At 33.4% G+C, this 17,093-nt stretch carries 13 protein-coding genes and 1 pseudogene; all 14 read left to right on the plus strand.

The window, feature by feature from the left end:
• Positions 1-859: pseudogene (locus AABL81_RS06640) on the plus strand (hypothetical protein); the annotation flags it as partial.
• Positions 860-861: 2 nt separating this feature from the next.
• On the plus strand, positions 862-1,326 hold the full coding sequence (locus AABL81_RS06645) for a hypothetical protein (RefSeq protein ID WP_341340642.1): 465 nt from the start codon (positions 862-864) through the stop codon (positions 1,324-1,326).
• Positions 1,327-1,336: 10 nt separating this feature from the next.
• Entirely contained in the window at positions 1,337-4,246 is a 2,910-nt protein-coding gene (locus AABL81_RS06650) for a hypothetical protein (RefSeq protein WP_341340643.1), read from the plus strand.
• A gap of 24 nt (positions 4,247-4,270) precedes the next feature.
• The gene (locus tag AABL81_RS06655; RefSeq protein ID WP_341340644.1) at positions 4,271-5,557 is read left to right on the plus strand and encodes a gliding motility-associated C-terminal domain-containing protein; all 1,287 of its coding nucleotides are present in this window, start codon (positions 4,271-4,273) and stop codon (positions 5,555-5,557) included.
• Between the two features lie 11 nt (positions 5,558-5,568).
• Positions 5,569-6,501, plus strand: a complete 933-nt coding sequence (locus AABL81_RS06660) for a PorP/SprF family type IX secretion system membrane protein (RefSeq protein ID WP_341340645.1) — start codon at positions 5,569-5,571, stop codon at positions 6,499-6,501.
• A gap of 334 nt (positions 6,502-6,835) precedes the next feature.
• Positions 6,836-7,678, plus strand: a complete 843-nt coding sequence (locus tag AABL81_RS06665; protein ID WP_341340646.1) for a helix-turn-helix domain-containing protein — start codon at positions 6,836-6,838, stop codon at positions 7,676-7,678.
• A gap of 785 nt (positions 7,679-8,463) precedes the next feature.
• Positions 8,464-9,231 (plus strand): peroxide stress protein YaaA, encoded by a 768-nt coding sequence (gene yaaA / locus AABL81_RS06670; RefSeq protein ID WP_158211055.1) that lies wholly within the window; start codon positions 8,464-8,466, stop codon positions 9,229-9,231.
• 28 nt (positions 9,232-9,259) lie between these two features.
• Complete coding sequence (gene hutH / locus AABL81_RS06675) at positions 9,260-10,762, plus strand: histidine ammonia-lyase (protein WP_341340647.1); 1,503 nt, start codon at positions 9,260-9,262, stop codon at positions 10,760-10,762.
• Positions 10,763-10,876: 114 nt separating this feature from the next.
• Positions 10,877-12,115, plus strand: coding sequence for an HD domain-containing protein (locus tag AABL81_RS06680; protein ID WP_158211053.1), 1,239 nt, complete (start codon positions 10,877-10,879; stop codon positions 12,113-12,115).
• 30 nt (positions 12,116-12,145) lie between these two features.
• Positions 12,146-13,162, plus strand: a complete 1,017-nt coding sequence (lpxD, locus tag AABL81_RS06685) for a UDP-3-O-(3-hydroxymyristoyl)glucosamine N-acyltransferase (protein ID WP_158211052.1) — start codon at positions 12,146-12,148, stop codon at positions 13,160-13,162.
• A 35-nt stretch (positions 13,163-13,197) separates the two neighbouring features.
• Positions 13,198-14,589, plus strand: a complete 1,392-nt coding sequence (locus tag AABL81_RS06690; protein WP_341340648.1) for a bifunctional UDP-3-O-[3-hydroxymyristoyl] N-acetylglucosamine deacetylase/3-hydroxyacyl-ACP dehydratase — start codon at positions 13,198-13,200, stop codon at positions 14,587-14,589.
• Positions 14,590-14,602: 13 nt separating this feature from the next.
• Complete coding sequence (gene lpxA, locus AABL81_RS06695; protein ID WP_090408296.1) at positions 14,603-15,388, plus strand: acyl-ACP--UDP-N-acetylglucosamine O-acyltransferase; 786 nt, start codon at positions 14,603-14,605, stop codon at positions 15,386-15,388.
• A 31-nt stretch (positions 15,389-15,419) separates the two neighbouring features.
• Positions 15,420-15,986, plus strand: coding sequence for an elongation factor P (gene efp, locus AABL81_RS06700; RefSeq protein ID WP_158211050.1), 567 nt, complete (start codon positions 15,420-15,422; stop codon positions 15,984-15,986).
• 18 nt (positions 15,987-16,004) lie between these two features.
• Positions 16,005-16,940, plus strand: a complete 936-nt coding sequence (locus AABL81_RS06705; RefSeq protein ID WP_341340649.1) for a UDP-3-O-(3-hydroxymyristoyl)glucosamine N-acyltransferase — start codon at positions 16,005-16,007, stop codon at positions 16,938-16,940.
• Positions 16,941-17,093: the final 153 nt, after the last annotated feature.

Here is a 17,093-nt window from a genome sequence, read left to right on the forward strand (position 1 = left end):
TAGCGACACAAATTTCTATAACCCTTTTTTATTTTACAAAAGTCAAGACGACTTCAATAAGTGGGGACAGAATGAAGCTTCTTCAGAAAATAGTATTCAGATAACAAGTACTCAAAGAAGTACTTTACAGCTTACTTCGTTAGGACGCAATTTTTATGTTTTTCAAGATCCTAATTCGGTAGGGCAAATTTCTTCTTCAGGAGGTAGCGCTGGTCTTGAATTCTCATCTAATGTTTCAGGTAATGCTACTAATAGCGGAATCAGATTTAGTTTAGATAGAAGAGTAAGAATGTCATTAGATAAAGATGATACTTTTAAAGTAGGACTATTAAATTATGGAGCTGGAGAATTACAAGAGGATAAAAGAGAGACTTCTAAGTACAATGCATTAAATGTAGTTCATGGACACGTTAAAATTGATGAAATCAATGAAATAAAAGGTACAGCTACGGATAATATTGTTGTTGCTGATAGTAAAGGTGTTTTAAAAACAATTAAAGCCTTGAAAGCAGCAATGCCGAAGTTTTTCTATATGCCATCGGTTATGGTTCCAACTGCAGCGAGTGGTGTAATGCAGGAAGGAGTGTCATTTGATAATTCAACAAGGAAAGGAAAAATTGACTTGTATGCTATATATAAACAACAATTTGGTACTCCTGTGAAGAGTAGTAAAGGAGCAGGTACTCTTCCTGTATTACCTGCAACGGAATTAGGTTTTCATATTACTTATGCTACTCCAGGAGTTTTTACGATAGATTCTATAACTGAAGATGGAAAGATGACTTATACAGTTAGTTCTACAGGAGACGTTAATATTGGTAGTTTTATAAATATTGTATTTTCAGTAAAAGAGGATTAATTATGATTAGAAAAAACATATTTTACGTCACAATGATTTTGTTTTTGTGCTTTAGTTTTAAAGCACAAGCTCAAAATATTACAATTAAAAACTTCAATGAAGTTCTAAGTAACTTAAAGGAATCTGATAAAGTTATTTTTGATGATTATTTATTTAATTCAGATATTCAAACAATCATTTCAGACTATTCTACTTCCACTAAAGATGTAAAAGTATTGATAGTGAGTGATTTTAAAGAATTAGTAGATTTGGAGAGTGTTGATGTTTTAGATAGTATTGAGGCAATGATTTTTACGAATAATTTGAAATTGGAAAATGTTATTAACTTAAAAAAATTCACAGCATTAAAATATATTTTTTTAGGACTTGAAGGAGATTTGAATAAGGATATGGTATTAAGTCAGTTTGAATCTTATAACGGTAAAGAATTAGTTATTGTGTATAATCAGGTTTTACAGCCTAATTAAAAACAAGTCGATGAAAAAAAATATAGTTAAACAAGTGTTATTATTTGGAAGTGTTTTTTTGTCTTTTTTAACTAATATGAGTGTATCTGCACAAGTGAAGAAAGATTTTAAGCAGAGAACTTCAAGTCAAGCGCCCAAACCTTTTAAAAATGAAAAGGTTTATTCGCTACAAGGTGATTTCACAATGATTGGTAATACTAATCTTACGTTAGTTGAGTTTAATGGAGGATCAAATGCAGGGACTATGAAATATGTAGACATAGATAATGATCCAAGCACAATAAACTCTTCATCGAGTACATTAGTGCTTGAAAATCCTGAATGTTCTGAAATCGTTTACGCGGGGTTGTATTGGACTGGTCGTGCTCACGATATTGATAAAAAAAGCATAAGAGAAAGTCCTGATGTCTTTAGTGTTGATAGTTTTTCTGATAGTAGATGGTTTACTTTTAGCAATAGTGATTTTTTTAATAATTATAGATTGTATATAAGTACACAGCATTCCCTATTTGGTAGTAATTTTCCACAATACGATTTTGACATAAATGGAAAGAAACTGTCTATTAGATTTGATTCAAATGGTAGGGTTTCTTATCAAGAAAATGGGTATGGTGTTTTTATAAGTGCTGAAGGTCAGATGTTCAATGGTGGTGGAAATACTGTGATATTTACATTTGATAAACCTTTAGTTGTAAGTGGTGTAGAAATTCACCAAATAACGAGAGATAGTAGAAGTTTATCTTCTTACACTAATAAAAATAACAATGTTCGTCTAAAAATAAATCAAGGCAAATCGTCAGTAAAGACACTTGATAAACGTAGAGTGAAGTTCAAAAAGGATGGTAATAAATATATTGATATAGTAGCAGATCCAAATGATATTTATTATCCAAAGACTACTGAAGGAGCAATGTATGCCGCTTATGCAGATGTCACTGATTATGTTCGTAAAAATGGTGTAGGAGAGTATTTTGTAGCAGATATGGCTTTAAATGAAGGTAATGGTGGAGGAACTGGATATTATGGAGGTTGGGGTATGGTTGTTATTTATAAGAATCAATCTATGAATTGGAGAAATATTACTGTTTTTGATGGTTATGGATATATGTCTAAAGCAGTTGGTTCTGCTACTTTACGTGTTGAAGGTTTTAGGGCAGTTCAAAAAGGAGATGTTAAAATAAAAATGGGGATGATGGCAGGTGAAGGAGATGAAGATATATCTGGGGATTATTTTTATATATGGAATAATTCTCAATGGGGATGGAATGCGTTACAGCATGAAAAGAATTCAAAAAATAATTTCTTTAATTCCTCTATTTATACTGGAGGGAATCCAAGAAACCCAAATATTGATAATAATACAGGTATTGATATTGCAATGTTTGAATTGGATAACAGAGGTAATCAATTAATTGGGAATAATCAAGAATCAACAACATTTGCTTTTGGTTCAAACCAAGATACTTATATTATTCACAATATTGTTTTTGCTGTTGATGCATATGTGCCTGAGGTAATAGGGGAAAATAAAGCTACTACCTTTAAAGAATTTACTCCAAAGCATAATGGCGAGTTAAGACCTGGGCAAGAAATGGAGTTTCAATTAGATATGTATAATAAAGGTAGTGAGGTTGTTAATGATACACGAATAGAAATACCAGTTCCCTTTAATCTTCATTTCGCAGGAGCTGAAATAGCGAAAAATCTTCCAGTAAAAGGTAATGTTAGATGGGTACCACCGATAGGAGGTACAAGCGATCCTAAAGAAACAGCAGGAGGTATGATTGTTTGGGAAATAGGTAATTTACCACTATATATGGATAGAGAAAGATTATTAGGTCAGTTAAAATACAGGTTTGCTGTATCTAATAATTGTGTACTTTTGTCTACAAATATGTGTGGACTTGAAGTTCGTATAAATGGTGATATTACTGGTGTTGGAGCGACTTCAGGAACTAAAGTTAAGTCGGCATTAGTAAAGGATTATGGAAGTAGTTTTTGTTCTGGTCCAGTCTATGACGATTTTATTTCTACAATTCAAATTAGTTCTGAATTTGCACAGCAATGTAATCCACCAGTAGAAAATGGAATAATGCAATTTAAAGCTTTTTGTTCGTTAGCGAATAATGTATTTACAAGAGAAGATATTGTAGCAAATTATCCTATAGGTACTAAATTTTATAAGCAAGTTCCATTAGGAAATAATTTAGAAAGTAACTTAGTAAAAGGTAATTTCCCTGTTTCAAATATTAGTGGAGAGAAAACGATGTATTACGCTGTTGTGCCAGGAATGGAAGATGGTTGCTATGTGAGGTTTGAGACAAGCTTAGATAAAATTGATTCAACTCCTGTTGTACATGATGTATCATATTGTTTTGGCGAAAATATATCTTTACCTGTGGAACTTTCTAAATTAGGGAAAGAGAATAACTACTCATTAATATATTTTGATGTAAAAGGGAATCAATTGAAAGATTTTGTTTTGCCTTTTGAAATAGGTGATTATCAATATTATGTTGCGGAAACTAAAAATGGTTGTACGGGAAAATTAGTGCCTTTTAAAATCACAATAAATCCTTTACCTAATGTAGTTAAAGATGTAAAAAGGATAATTGTTTGTGAAAACTTTAACAAGGAAGTAATTATACCTTCTTCTTCGGGAAAGGAGATTAAATATATATGGGAATATTCTATAACTGGTAACAATTGGAATGTTTTGACTAATAATAGTTTTAATGGTGTTGTTGGAATTGACAATAATAAATTAAACTTGACACATGTTACGAAGGAAATTAATGGAACCTTTGTTAGGTTGAAAGTTGATAACGAAAAGTGTTCAGACACGTCAAACGATGTTATTATTGAAGTTAAGACTTGTAATACAATGACTAACCCAATGTTGCCAAATAAAAGTAGATAAGTTAATAAGTTTATAAATAGAATTATGCAATCAAAAAAATTATTTAAGGTTGCGCTTGTTGGGTTAATGGCTCCAAGTGCAATTGTTGCACAAAAGGATAAGAAAGATCAGGTGTTGCTAAATGAAGGGATAATCTCTATTGCTGAAGGTGGAGTATTATCTACTATTTATGACTTTGACAATACAAAAGGAGGAAATGTAATAAACGACGGTACAGCTTATTACTATAGTAACTTTAACAATGATGATTTATATTATCATAGTGATGGAGCAAAAGAGTCTAAAGCAATCTTTACTCGTTACGAAGATGAAAAAGGAAAGCAAGTAATTTCTGGGTCAAAACCAACAGAGTTTTTTGATGTGGTTTTGGATAATGCAGAAAACTACGTTGCCTTTGATCTTAAAAACGAAATGAACGTAAATGGTTCTATGGATTTTAAAGATGGGATTATTAAAGTGGACTCTCTAAAAGGGGCACTTACATTTCATCAAGGTTCTAAAGCGTTACATCCAAAGGATAGAAGTCACGCTGAGGGGTTCGTAGAGAAAAAAGGAAATGAAGAATTTCAATATCCAAAAGGAGACAAGGGAATTTATCGTTATGCACGTATAAGTGCTCCAGAAAATATAAAGGATGCCTTTGAAGGGAAATATTCACTTGATGACAAGAATTTCTTTAGAGCTCGTTCAGGAAAATCTGGAGTAATTAATTTACTTGATGAACGCGAGTATTGGACTGTTGAAAAAGGGAATGACAATAGTGAGCGTGGTATTATGCTAACGTTGAGTTGGGATGAACGTACAACACCAGCTGAGTTGTTAAAAGATCCGGAAAAGGAATTACACATTGTTCGTTGGGATGCAAGACAGCAAGTTTGGGTTGATGAAGGAGGAGTAGTTGATATGGATAAAAAAGAAATTACTACTGCTGCATCTGTAAAAGGATATGGATTCTTTACCCTTGCTACTGTAAAAAAAGAATTGCTATTGGATGGTGATATAGTTATTTATAACTTAGTAACGCCTAACGGAGATGATAAGAACGATTATTTCTTAATTGACAATATCAATAAGTTTCCAAATAATACAGTGGAAGTGTACAACCGTTGGGGGGTGAAGGTTTATGAAACTAAGGCGTATGATAGTAACGGAAACGTTTTCCGTGGATATTCAGAAGGTCGTGTTACTGTAAACAAAAACGAAAAGTTACCATCAGGTACGTATTTTTACATTGTTAGCTACGAGCATAAAGATGCTAATGGCTCTAAAATGATTAAAAAATCTGGATATTTGCATTTAGATAACAACTAAGAAAAGAATCTATGAGTATTCATAATAAAATAAAGAAGATTGGAATTAGCCTACTTGCAGTAGGCTGTTTCAGTCAAATGTATGCGCAACAAGATCCTCAGTTTACGCAGTATATGTACAATACGAACAATATTAACCCTGCTTATGCTGGGTCGAGAGGTGTTCTTAGTGTATTTGGAATGTATAGAACACAATGGGTAGGATTAGAAGGTGCACCTAAAACAGCTAATGTTTCTGTTGCAACTCCTTTAGGAGAAAGCGGATTGGGATTAGGTGTTAATTTTACTAATGACCGATTGGGTGCAATGGATGAAAACAATATTTCTGTTGATTTATCGTATGCAATCGATTTGAACAGAGATTATAAGTTGGCCTTTGGTATTAAAGGAACAGCTAATTTATTGGATGTAGATTATACGAAATTGAACATTCACAATCCTTTGGATCCTGTTTCTCAAACTAATATCAACAATAAGTTTACGCCAAATTTAGGGGCTGGTCTTTATTTGTATTCAGACAGAGCTTATCTTGGATTGTCAGTTCCGAACTTTTTAACTTCGGATAGATATGACGATAACGATTTAGAAACAATGCGTCAAAAAGCAAACTTCTACTTAATGGGAGGTTATGTTTTTGAATTAAACCCGAGTTTGAAGTTCAAACCAGCTTTCTTAATGAAGGCGGTAGAGGGAGCTCCTTTACAAGTTGACTTAACGGCGAACTTCTTAATCGTTGATAAGTTTACAGTAGGTGCTGCTTATCGTTGGGATGCTTCAGTAAGTGCTTTGGCAGGTTTCCAAGTGAATGATAATCTGTTTGTAGGTTATGCTTATGATGCAGATACAACATCGTTGAGAAATTACAACTCAGGTTCACATGAGATCTTCTTACGCTTCGATATTTTTAGTCGCACAGGAAGAATTAATACTCCTCGTTTCTTCTAATATTGAAGAGTAAAGGATGTTAGAATAATTCTTTTGTAAGGAAAAAAAAGAGTAAAACATAACGTGTTAATATACAGAGCTTCTTTCGGGGAGCTCTTTGTAATAGAAATAGAATCAAATAAAATAAGTGAACTACTTAGTCGGTTTCACTTACAGCAAAGCATCCCCAACTATATGTTTTGCTAATTTTTAAATAAATCCCCACATCAAATTTATGCAGTTAAAGCCCGAGAGATCTATCTCTCAATTTAGGTTATTAATAGTCTTTTCAATAGTTATTTTTCTTTATAGTATTGTAACAAAATTTATAGGTGCACCTTTGTACTTTATTTATTTGGAAGGCTTTTTATTATTGTTCTTTTTAAAACGTAGAGCGAGAAAGCATCACAATGTGCGCTTCGGTGTTTTGTTATTGGTCTTTTTCAGTGCCTTGTTTTATATGTTGTACTACAATCAGATGTATTTACTTATAGCGGTAGTTTGCTGTAATGTAACTAATTTGTCTTGTCTTTTAAAAGAGATTAAGGAAGTACAAGAACGCAAGGATGTTGTAACGTCAATGGAGTTGAACTATATATTGGTAGTTTCACTTGTTTTAATAGCAGCGACGACAGTTAACTTTTCAAAATTGACCTACATTTATCACGAGTTAGAATACAATACTGTCTTTGAGTATTTCTTTTTTAGTACTGTGGGAGTTGGGTTAATTTATTCCATTGTTACTTTAGTTAGACTGTCATACTGTGATTGTCACGAGGTAATTGGAATTAATCAATCAAACTTGGTATTGGAAAAAGTAAAGCCAATGTTACAGTATGATACTTTGCCAATTTGTACAGAAGATAGTCGTAAGGTAATTGAGTTTTTTGAGAAGAGTACGTTGTATTTAGATCGTGACTTTACAGTTGAAATGTTAGCAAAGGAGCTTAATTTTACCAAGGCGCAGTTGTCAGATACACTCAATAGAACAATGGGAGTTAATTTTTACAACTTAGTAGCGAGTTATCGTATTAAGTATGCTAAAAAAATTATGCAAGAACGCCAAGATTTGTTGATTGATGGTGTTATTGTAAATTCCGGTTTTAATTCGAAAACAACGTTTAATAAGTACTTTAAACATTTTGTAGGAATTACACCAACGGAGTTTAAAAATAAGGTGATAAACGGAGAAATATAATTTTTCTGTTTGTGATACAAAGGGATTTTACATTAAGTAAGGTCCCTTTTTTTGTGTAAAAAACTTGTGTTTATTACCTTAAATTGGGTCAAAAAGGTATTTTTAAGCCTATTTTTTATTAAAAAAGTAGGGAATGCTGCTGCTTTGTAAAAGTATGAAAGTAGTTGTTTTTTAAAGTGTAAAATATTGATTATAAGTATTTTATATTTTTAATTATTGCTTTTTTTTCAGTAATTATTTAGTTTTTAGGCGTGTCTTAAAAGGGGTTTGTCCGACAATAGTCCGACAATCCTTCGAGAATACTGGGCTGAGGGTCATTTTGTCGGAGAATACTCAGAGGGCTCTCAGACGACACTCATAGAAGTGTTTGAAGAGGAGGCAATAATTGTTTTTTAGTGCATTTGATATTAAAATAATCACTTTGGCATTTTTGAGGTGTGAGAGAGTTTATTTTGCATTTTCGAGTTATGCTTAAAGAGGAGGGAATAAGTTATATGAAAGAATATAAATTACTTTATTATTAAAACTTCTGCTGTTTGAGTTTCTGTTTTGCGAATGCGTAAATGTGTGGGGTTGATTTTCAGGGTGTTGTGTTTTTGAGGTAAAATGATGTTTGCGAGTAATTAATTTAAGAAGGTTTAGTATTGTTATCTTAAAGGACTGTAGTACTATTGTTTAAGTGTATAAAATATTGTTAATGCTATATAAATTAGCGAAAAGGTGTCTCTGCAAAATATGATATTTTAAATACTTACCCTATATTTGGGAAGCATAAAAAAGAAAATATGAAAATTTTAATATCGCCAGCAAAGAGTTTAGATTATACAAGTGAGGTGCCTGTGCTTACAAGTACAAAACCCATTTTTATAAAAGAATCGAAAGAGATTAATGAAGTGTTGAAATCAAAAACTCCAATGGACTTGGAGGCATTGATGAAGATTTCATCGAATTTGGCTGAATTGAATTGGAAGCGTAATCAAGAGCGTGTTTTTGTGAAGAAGGATGGAAATGAGGAAGATTTTAGACAGGCGGTTTTTGCGTTTAATGGAGATGTTTATGGCGGACTTGATGCTTATTCGTTGAAAGTTGAACAAATAGAAGAATTACAAAATAAGCTTAGGATTTTATCTGGTTTATATGGTATTTTGAAACCGTTAGATGAGATAGAGCCTTATAGATTAGAAATGGGAACTAAGATGCCTGTAGGTGCTAATGCAAACCTGTATGAGTTTTGGAAACCAGTGATTGCAGAATCGCTAAATAAAGAAATGAAGCAAGGAGAGTTATTGGTAAACTTGGCAAGTAATGAGTACTTTAGTGCTGTAGATAAAGCAGCGTTAAAGGCTACATTGATTACTCCGGAGTTTAAAGAACTTAGAGATGGGAAGCTAAAAGTGATTAGTTTCTACGCTAAGAAAGCAAGAGGAATGATGGTTAGATATATCATTGATAATGGTATTGAGGACTTAGATGGCTTGAAAAAGTTTAATGTAGATGGATATGCTTGGAGCGAAGGAGATTCGAAAGGAAATAAATTAGTGTTTACAAGATAAATTTATATTATACCACCAACAAAAACTTATGGAAGCAGTACATTATATTAGCTCAGATGTATTTACAATTGAGAAATTAAATGAAATATTAACACAGGGTCAAAAGATCCAATTGTCAGAGGAAGCACGTGCAAATATTGAAAATTGTCGTACTTATTTAGACAATAAAATGGCGGAGCACAAGGATCCTATTTATGGAATTAATACAGGATTTGGTTCTTTGTGTAACGTGAAAATTGACAATGAAAACTTGTCTAAATTACAAGAGAACTTAATGAAGTCTCACGCTTGTGGAACTGGAGAGTTGGTTCCGGAAGAGATTATTAAAATTATGTTGTTGCTAAAAGTTAAGTCTTTGAGTTATGGTAATTCAGGGGTTCAATTAGCTATAGTAGAGCGTTTGATTGATTTTTATAACAACGATATTTTACCTGTTGTTTATACACAAGGTTCTTTAGGGGCATCTGGAGATTTAGCTCCGTTAGCTCACTTGTCATTGCCTTTAATTGGTGAAGGTGAAGTGTATGCAGATGGATTCCGTCAACCTGCTGCTAAAGTGCTTGAGAAAAACGGATGGGAACCAATAACGATGAAGTCTAAAGAGGGATTAGCTTTGTTGAATGGAACACAGTTTATGAGTGCTTACGGTTGTTATGTAATGATTAAATCTAAGCGTTTGTCTTATTTAGCTGACGTAATTGGTGCAGTTTCTTTAGAGGGGTTTGACGGTAGAATAGAGCCTTTTAACGAGTTGATTCACTTTGTAAGACCTCATAAAGGGCAGATTGAAACAGCGCAGTTTTTCAATGAAATGTTAGATGGATCGGAGTTGATTAAACGACCAAAAGAACACGTACAAGATCCGTATTCTTTTAGATGTATTCCTCAAGTTCACGGTGCGTCAAAAGATGCAATTGACTACGTAGATCGCGTGTTTAAAACAGAAATAAACTCGGTAACAGATAATCCGAATGTGTTCTATAAAGAGGATATTATTGTGTCAGGTGGGAACTTCCACGGACAGCCATTAGCTTTAGCATTAGACTTTTTAGGAATTGCATTAGCTGAATTAGGTAGTATTTCTGAAAGAAGAACATACCAGTTGATTTCTGGTTTAAGAGGATTACCTGCGTTTTTAGTATCTGATCCAGGATTGAATTCAGGATTTATGATTCCGCAGTACACAGCAGCGAGTATTGTTAGCCAAAACAAGCAATTAGCTACTCCGTCAAGCGTTGATAGTATTGTTTCAAGTAATGGACAAGAAGATCACGTGAGTATGGGAGCAAACGGTGCTACAAAGGCATTGCGTATTGTTGAGAACTTAGAGCGTATTTTAGCTATTGAGCTTATGAATGCTTCACAAGCTTTAGAGTTTAGAAGACCTGCTAAATCAAGTGATTTTATAGAATCATTTGTAAAAATATACAGAGAAGAAGTGCCATTTGTAGATGCAGACCGTATTTTACATTATGATATTGAGCGTTCAATTGCGTTCTTAAACTCTTTTCAAATCGATTTAGACGCTTAAAACGTTAAGTAAATCGTGAATTAATTAATAAAAGCCGTATCTTTTCGTAGGAAATAGGTACGGCTTTTATTATATTGCTATATTTGTAAGTGTTTATCAAAAAAACAATAATCATTGAGTAAATTAAATAAACTTAAGATATTGAATGACCCTATTTATGGGTTCATTACGATTCCGAATTCTTTAGTGTACGATTTAATCGAACACCCTTACTTTCAACGCTTGAGAAGAATATCTCAGATGGGGGTATCTTATCTTGTTTATCCAGGAGCTCATCATACGCGTTTTCACCACGCTTTAGGTTGTATGCACTTGATGCAAAAGGCAGTGCAAGTACTTCGATTCAAAAATGTTTCTATTTCTGAAGAGGAAGAGAATGCGCTATATGTGGCTATTTTGCTACACGATATTGGACACGGGCCATTCTCTCACGCAATGGAAGAAAGTATTGTGGAAGGAGTTCATCACGAGGAGATTTCTATTTTATTTATGAATCGCTTGAATCAAGAGTTTAACGGACAATTGAGTTTGGCGATTGAAATATTTCAAGGGAGATATCACCGTAAGTTTATGTTGCAATTGATTTCAGGTCAGTTGGATATGGATAGAATGGATTACCTAAAACGAGATAGTTTTTATAGTGGGGTAGCGGAAGGGAATATCAACTCAGAGCGATTAATTCAAATGTTGAATGTAGTCAATGATGAATTAGTTGTAGAGAAAAAGGGAATTTATTCTGTAGAGATGTTTTTGATAGCACGTCGTATGATGTATTGGCAAGCGTATTTACATAAAACAAGTGTATGTGCTGAGCTAATTTTGGTGCGCATTTTGAAGAGAGCAAAAGAGTTAACGCATAAAGGTGTTGAGCTTTGGTGTAGTGAGTCGCTATTGTTCTTTTTGAAAAATCACATTGATCACGATGATTTTGATACAATGGCATTAGAGAAGTTCGCTTTGTTAGATGATTCTGACATTATGGGAGCTTTGAAGTCGTGGCAGTTTCACAAAGACTTTATTTTAGCAGAATTGAGTAAAATGATTGTGAATCGTGAGTTGTTGCGAATTGAGATTGTTTCTGATAAAGAAGAGACAAAAGCCAAGATGAATGTGATGTTAGATAAAATTACAGAAAAGTATGGTATTTCTAATGAAGCAGCAAAGTATTTTGTGTTTAAAGGCAAGGTTGAAAACCAAGCGTATAGCAAGAGTAAAGAACCGATTATGATTTTGAAGAAAGATGGCTCTGTAAAAGATGTTTTATCGATTTCAGATGAATTAAACTTAAAGTCATTAACTAAATTAGTAACAAAGTACTTTGTTTGTTATCCAAAAAACGTTTTTGAAAGTTAAGTTTCAATTATATTTTATATTTTTGCCACAATGAAAATAGCAGCAGAACAAATAGCGTCAGTATTAGGAGGAGATATTGTAGGAAATCCTGCAATCGAAGTAAGTACTTTAGCTAAAATTGAAGAAGGAACTGAAGGGTCTATTTCTTTTTTAGCAAATCCTAAATACATACATCATATCTACACTACCAAAGCTTCGGTAGTAATTGTTAATAAAACATTTGAACCAGAACACCCAATTGAGGCTACTTTAATTAAGGTAGATGATGCGTATAAAGCATTTTCTAAATTGTTGGAGTATTACAATCAAGTTAAATTAATGAAGTCTGGTATTGAACAACCGTCAGTTATTTCTGAAGGTGTTGAATACGGGGAAGAGTTATATTTAGGTAGTTTTTGCTATTTAGGTAAGAATGTTAAGATTGGTAAAAACGTAAAAATATATCCGAATACATTTGTTGGTGATAACGTAAGAATAGGAGATAACACTGTGCTTTTTGCAGGTGTACGTATCTATTCTGAAACTGTTATTGGTAATAATTGTACAATTCACGCAGGTGTAATTGTTGGATCAGATGGATTTGGATTTGCACCCAATGCTGATGGAACTTATAGTAAAGTGCCACAGATTGGTAATGTAATCATTGAAGATAATGTGGAAATAGGAGCAGCAACGACAATTGATCGTGCTACTTTAGGTTCTACTATTATCCGCAAAGGTGTTAAATTAGACAACCAGATTCAAATCGCTCATAATGTAGAGATTGGAGAAAATACAGTAATCGCATCACAAACTGGTGTTGCGGGATCAACTAAAATTGGGAAACATTGTCTTATTGGAGGACAAGTTGGTATCGTAGGGCATATTGTGATTGGAGATAATGTAAAGATTCAAGCACAAGCAGGTGTGAGTAAAAGTATTGAAAGCAATACTGCAGTTCAAGGAACTCCTGCATTTGCACACGGTGATTTCTTACGTTCATATAGTCATTTCAAGAATTTGACTAAGATAGTAAGTGATGTAGAAGATTTAAAAAAGAAGATATAATTATAGTCTATCAAAATATTTAAAGAGATTTAATTATGGTTAAACAGAAAACCATCCAGAATGAAGTAACATTAAAGGGTGTTGGATTACATACAGGTCAAGAGGTTACTATGACTATTAAGCCAGCTCCAGTGAACAATGGTTTTACGTTCGTTCGTATGGATTTGGAAGGGCATCCTGTTATTGAAGCAGATGCAAATTATGTTGTGACAACACAACGTGGTACAAACCTTGAAAAAAAAGGTGTTAAAATTCAAACAACTGAGCACGTTTTAGCTGCTTTTGTTGGATGTGATTTAGATAATGTTATTATCGAATTAAATGCATCTGAGCCACCGATTATGGATGGGTCTTCTAAATACTTTGTTGAAGCTGTAGAAAAGGCTGGAGTTGTAGAACAAGATGCGGAACGCGATGAGTATATCGTAAAAGAGGTAATTTCTTTTGTAGATGAAACTACAGGAAGTGAGATTATCGTAATGCCTTGTGATAGCTACCAAGTTACAGCAATGGTAGATTTTGGAACAAAAGTGTTGGGTACTCAAAATGCTACTCTTAAATCAATTCACGATTTTAAAGAGGAGATTTCTGAAGCGAGAACATTTAGTTTCCTACACGAATTAGAAGCTTTGTTGGCTCACGGGTTAATCAAAGGAGGAGATTTGAATAATGCTATTGTTTACGTGGATAAAGAGATTTCTCCAGAGACAATGGAACACTTGAAAAAGGCGTTTGGAAAAGACGAAATAAGCGTTAAACCAAATGGTGTTTTAGATAACCTTACTTTACATTATCCTAATGAGGCAGCTCGTCATAAATTATTAGACGTTATCGGTGATTTAGCATTGATTGGAACTCGTATTAGAGGGAAAGTAATTGCTAATAAACCTGGGCACTCAGTGAACACAAGTTTTGCTAAGAAAATGTCTAAGATTATTCGCAATGAAAAGCGTAATCAAGTACCTACTTATGATTTGCATAAAGAACCTTTAATGGATGTGAATCAAATTATGGCCTTGTTACCACACAGACCTCCATTCTTGCTTGTAGATAAGATTTTAGAAATGTCTGAATCTCACGTAGTAGGATTGAAGAACGTAACAATGAATGAGCAGTTTTTCGTTGGTCACTTCCCAGGAGCACCAGTTATGCCAGGGGTTTTAATCTGTGAAGCAATGGCGCAATCAGGAGGAATCTTGATTTTAAGTACAGTACCAGATCCTGAGAATTACTTAACTTATTTCATGAAAATGGATAATGTTAAGTTTAAACATAAAGTTACCCCAGGTGACACTTTAGTCTTTAAGTTAGAATTAATCACGCCTATACGTCGTGGAATTTGTCATATGCAAGGATATGCATATGCAAATGGAAAACTTGTAGCTGAAGCAGAGCTAATGGCTCAAATTTCAAAAATTAAAAATTAAATAAAGAGATAATATGAATCAGCCTTTAGCATACGTTCACCCAGGAGCAAAAATAGCACGTAACGTAGTGATTGAGCCGTTTTCTACAATTCACAATAATGTAGAAATTGGTGAAGGAACTTGGATTGGGTCAAATGTGACTATTATGGAAGGGGCACGCATTGGTAAAAATTGTAAGATATTTCCAGGAGCGGTAATTTCAGCAGAACCACAAGATTTAAAATTTGAGGGAGAAGTTACTACAGTAGAAATTGGAGACAATACAACAATTCGTGAATGCGTAACTATAAATAGAGGTACGAAAGATAGATACAAAACTGTAGTTGGAAAGAATTGTCTTATCCAAGCATATAGTCATATTGCTCACGATTGTATCGTAGGTGATAACTGTATCTTTTCAAATTCAAGTACTTTAGCTGGACACGTAACAGTAGGGGATTTTGTAGTTTTAGCAGGTCTTGTTGCTGTACACCAGTTTTGTACAATTGGTTCTCATTCATTCATTACAGGTGGTACATTGGTTCGTAAAGACGTTCCTCCGTATATTAAAGCAGCTCGTGAGCCAATTTCATATGCAGGTATTAACTCAGTTGGATTGAGAAGAAGAGGGTTTACTCCAGATAAAATTAGAGAAGTTCAAGAAATTTATCGTCTGTTATATCAGAAAAACTATAATACAAGTCAAGCTTTGGAAATTATAGAAACTGAGATGGAGGCTACTCCAGAGAGAGACGAGATTATTATGTTTATCCGTAGTTCTTCAAGAGGAATTATGAGAGGATATTCAGGAATTTATTAGAATTAAGTATTAAACTAAATATATTTAGAAAATGGCAACTACAGCTGATATTAGAAATGGTTTATGTATTAAGTACAACAATGATATTTATAAAATTGTTGAATTCTTACACGTTAAACCTGGAAAAGGACCTGCTTTCGTTAGAACAAAAATGAGAAGTTTGACTAATGGTAGAGTATTAGAAAACACTTTTTCTGCTGGACACAAAATTGATACTGTGAGAGTAGAAACACATAAATTTCAATATTTATACCCAGAAGGGGATCAGTTCCATTTTATGAATGTTGAGAACTATGAACAAATTACTTTATTAAGAGATATCTTAGATGCTCCTGATTTATTAAAAGAAGGAGAAATGGTAATGGTTCAAATTAATACAGATACTGAGTTACCACTTTCAGTTGATATGCCAGCTTCTGTTATTTTAGAAATTACATATACTGAGCCAGGTGTAAAAGGTAATACTGCAACAAATGCAACTAAGCCTGCTACTGTAGAAACTGGAGCTACAATCAACGTTCCTTTGTTTATCAATGAAGGAGATAAAGTTAAGATTGATACAGCTACAGGTGCTTACATGGAGCGTATCAAAGAATAATTTTTTAGAAGATATATCATGCGTTTTGCAAAAGTTCAAGATTTACAGACAATAGCGGAAATTATTGGCTGTAAATTTGTTGGAGATTCTAACTTCCCTGTTTATGGTATAAACGAGATTCACGTTGTACAAGAAGGAGAGGTAGTGTTTGTGGATCATCCAAAATATTATGATAAGGCATTAAACTCTAATGCAAGTATCGTTTTGATTAATAAAGATGTACCTTGTCCGGAAGGAAAGGCTTTATTGATTTCTGACGATCCGTTTAGAGACTTTAATAAATTGTCTAAATTCTTTAACCCTTTTAAACCAGCTACAGAAGTTCGTGCAAAAGATGCTGTAATTGGTGAAGGTAGTGTTATTCAACCAGGTGTGTTTATTGGACACAACGTTGTTATCGGAAAGAACTGTCTTATTCATCCAAATGTTGTTATCTATGATGGTACGGTAATTGGTGATAATGTAGTTATTCACGCAGGTACTATTTTAGGTGCTGATGCTTTTTATTACAAAAAACGTCCAGAAGGATTTGATCCTTTAGTTTCTTGTGGTAGAGTAGTGATAGAAGATAATGTTGGTATTGGTGCCGCTTGTACAATTGACAGAGGGGTAACAGGAGATACTACTATTAAAGAGGGGGCAAAAATTGATAACCAAGTTCATATTGGGCATGATACAGTTGTAGGTAGTCGTAGTTTGATTGCTGCACAATGTGGTATTGCTGGTTGCGTGGTTATTGAGAATGAAGTAACCTTATGGGGACAAGTAGGAACTACAAGTGGTATTACTATTGGTAGTAAGGCTGTTGTATTAGCTCAATCAGGAGTTTCTAAGTCATTAGCTGGAGGTAAAGTTTACTTTGGATATCCTGCAGAGGAGTCAAGAGATAAATTGAAGCAAATGGCTAATATTAAAAGAATTCCAGAATTACTTGCAAAAACTAAAAATATATAGGTTATTTTCTCTAATAGTTGTTTGATTTTTTAGTCAAAATGACAAAATTGAGGTAATGTAATTAATTAATCAGTTAAACTCACTTATAAAGGGATAAAAAGTTTTATAGCTTAATAGAATTGTTTATTTTTGTGTAAGTAAGTTAAATAAATA

The organism is Myroides sp. C1519, from assembly GCF_038039755.1.
GTDB classification, from domain to species: Bacteria; Bacteroidota; Bacteroidia; order Flavobacteriales; family Flavobacteriaceae; genus Flavobacterium; species Flavobacterium phaeum_A.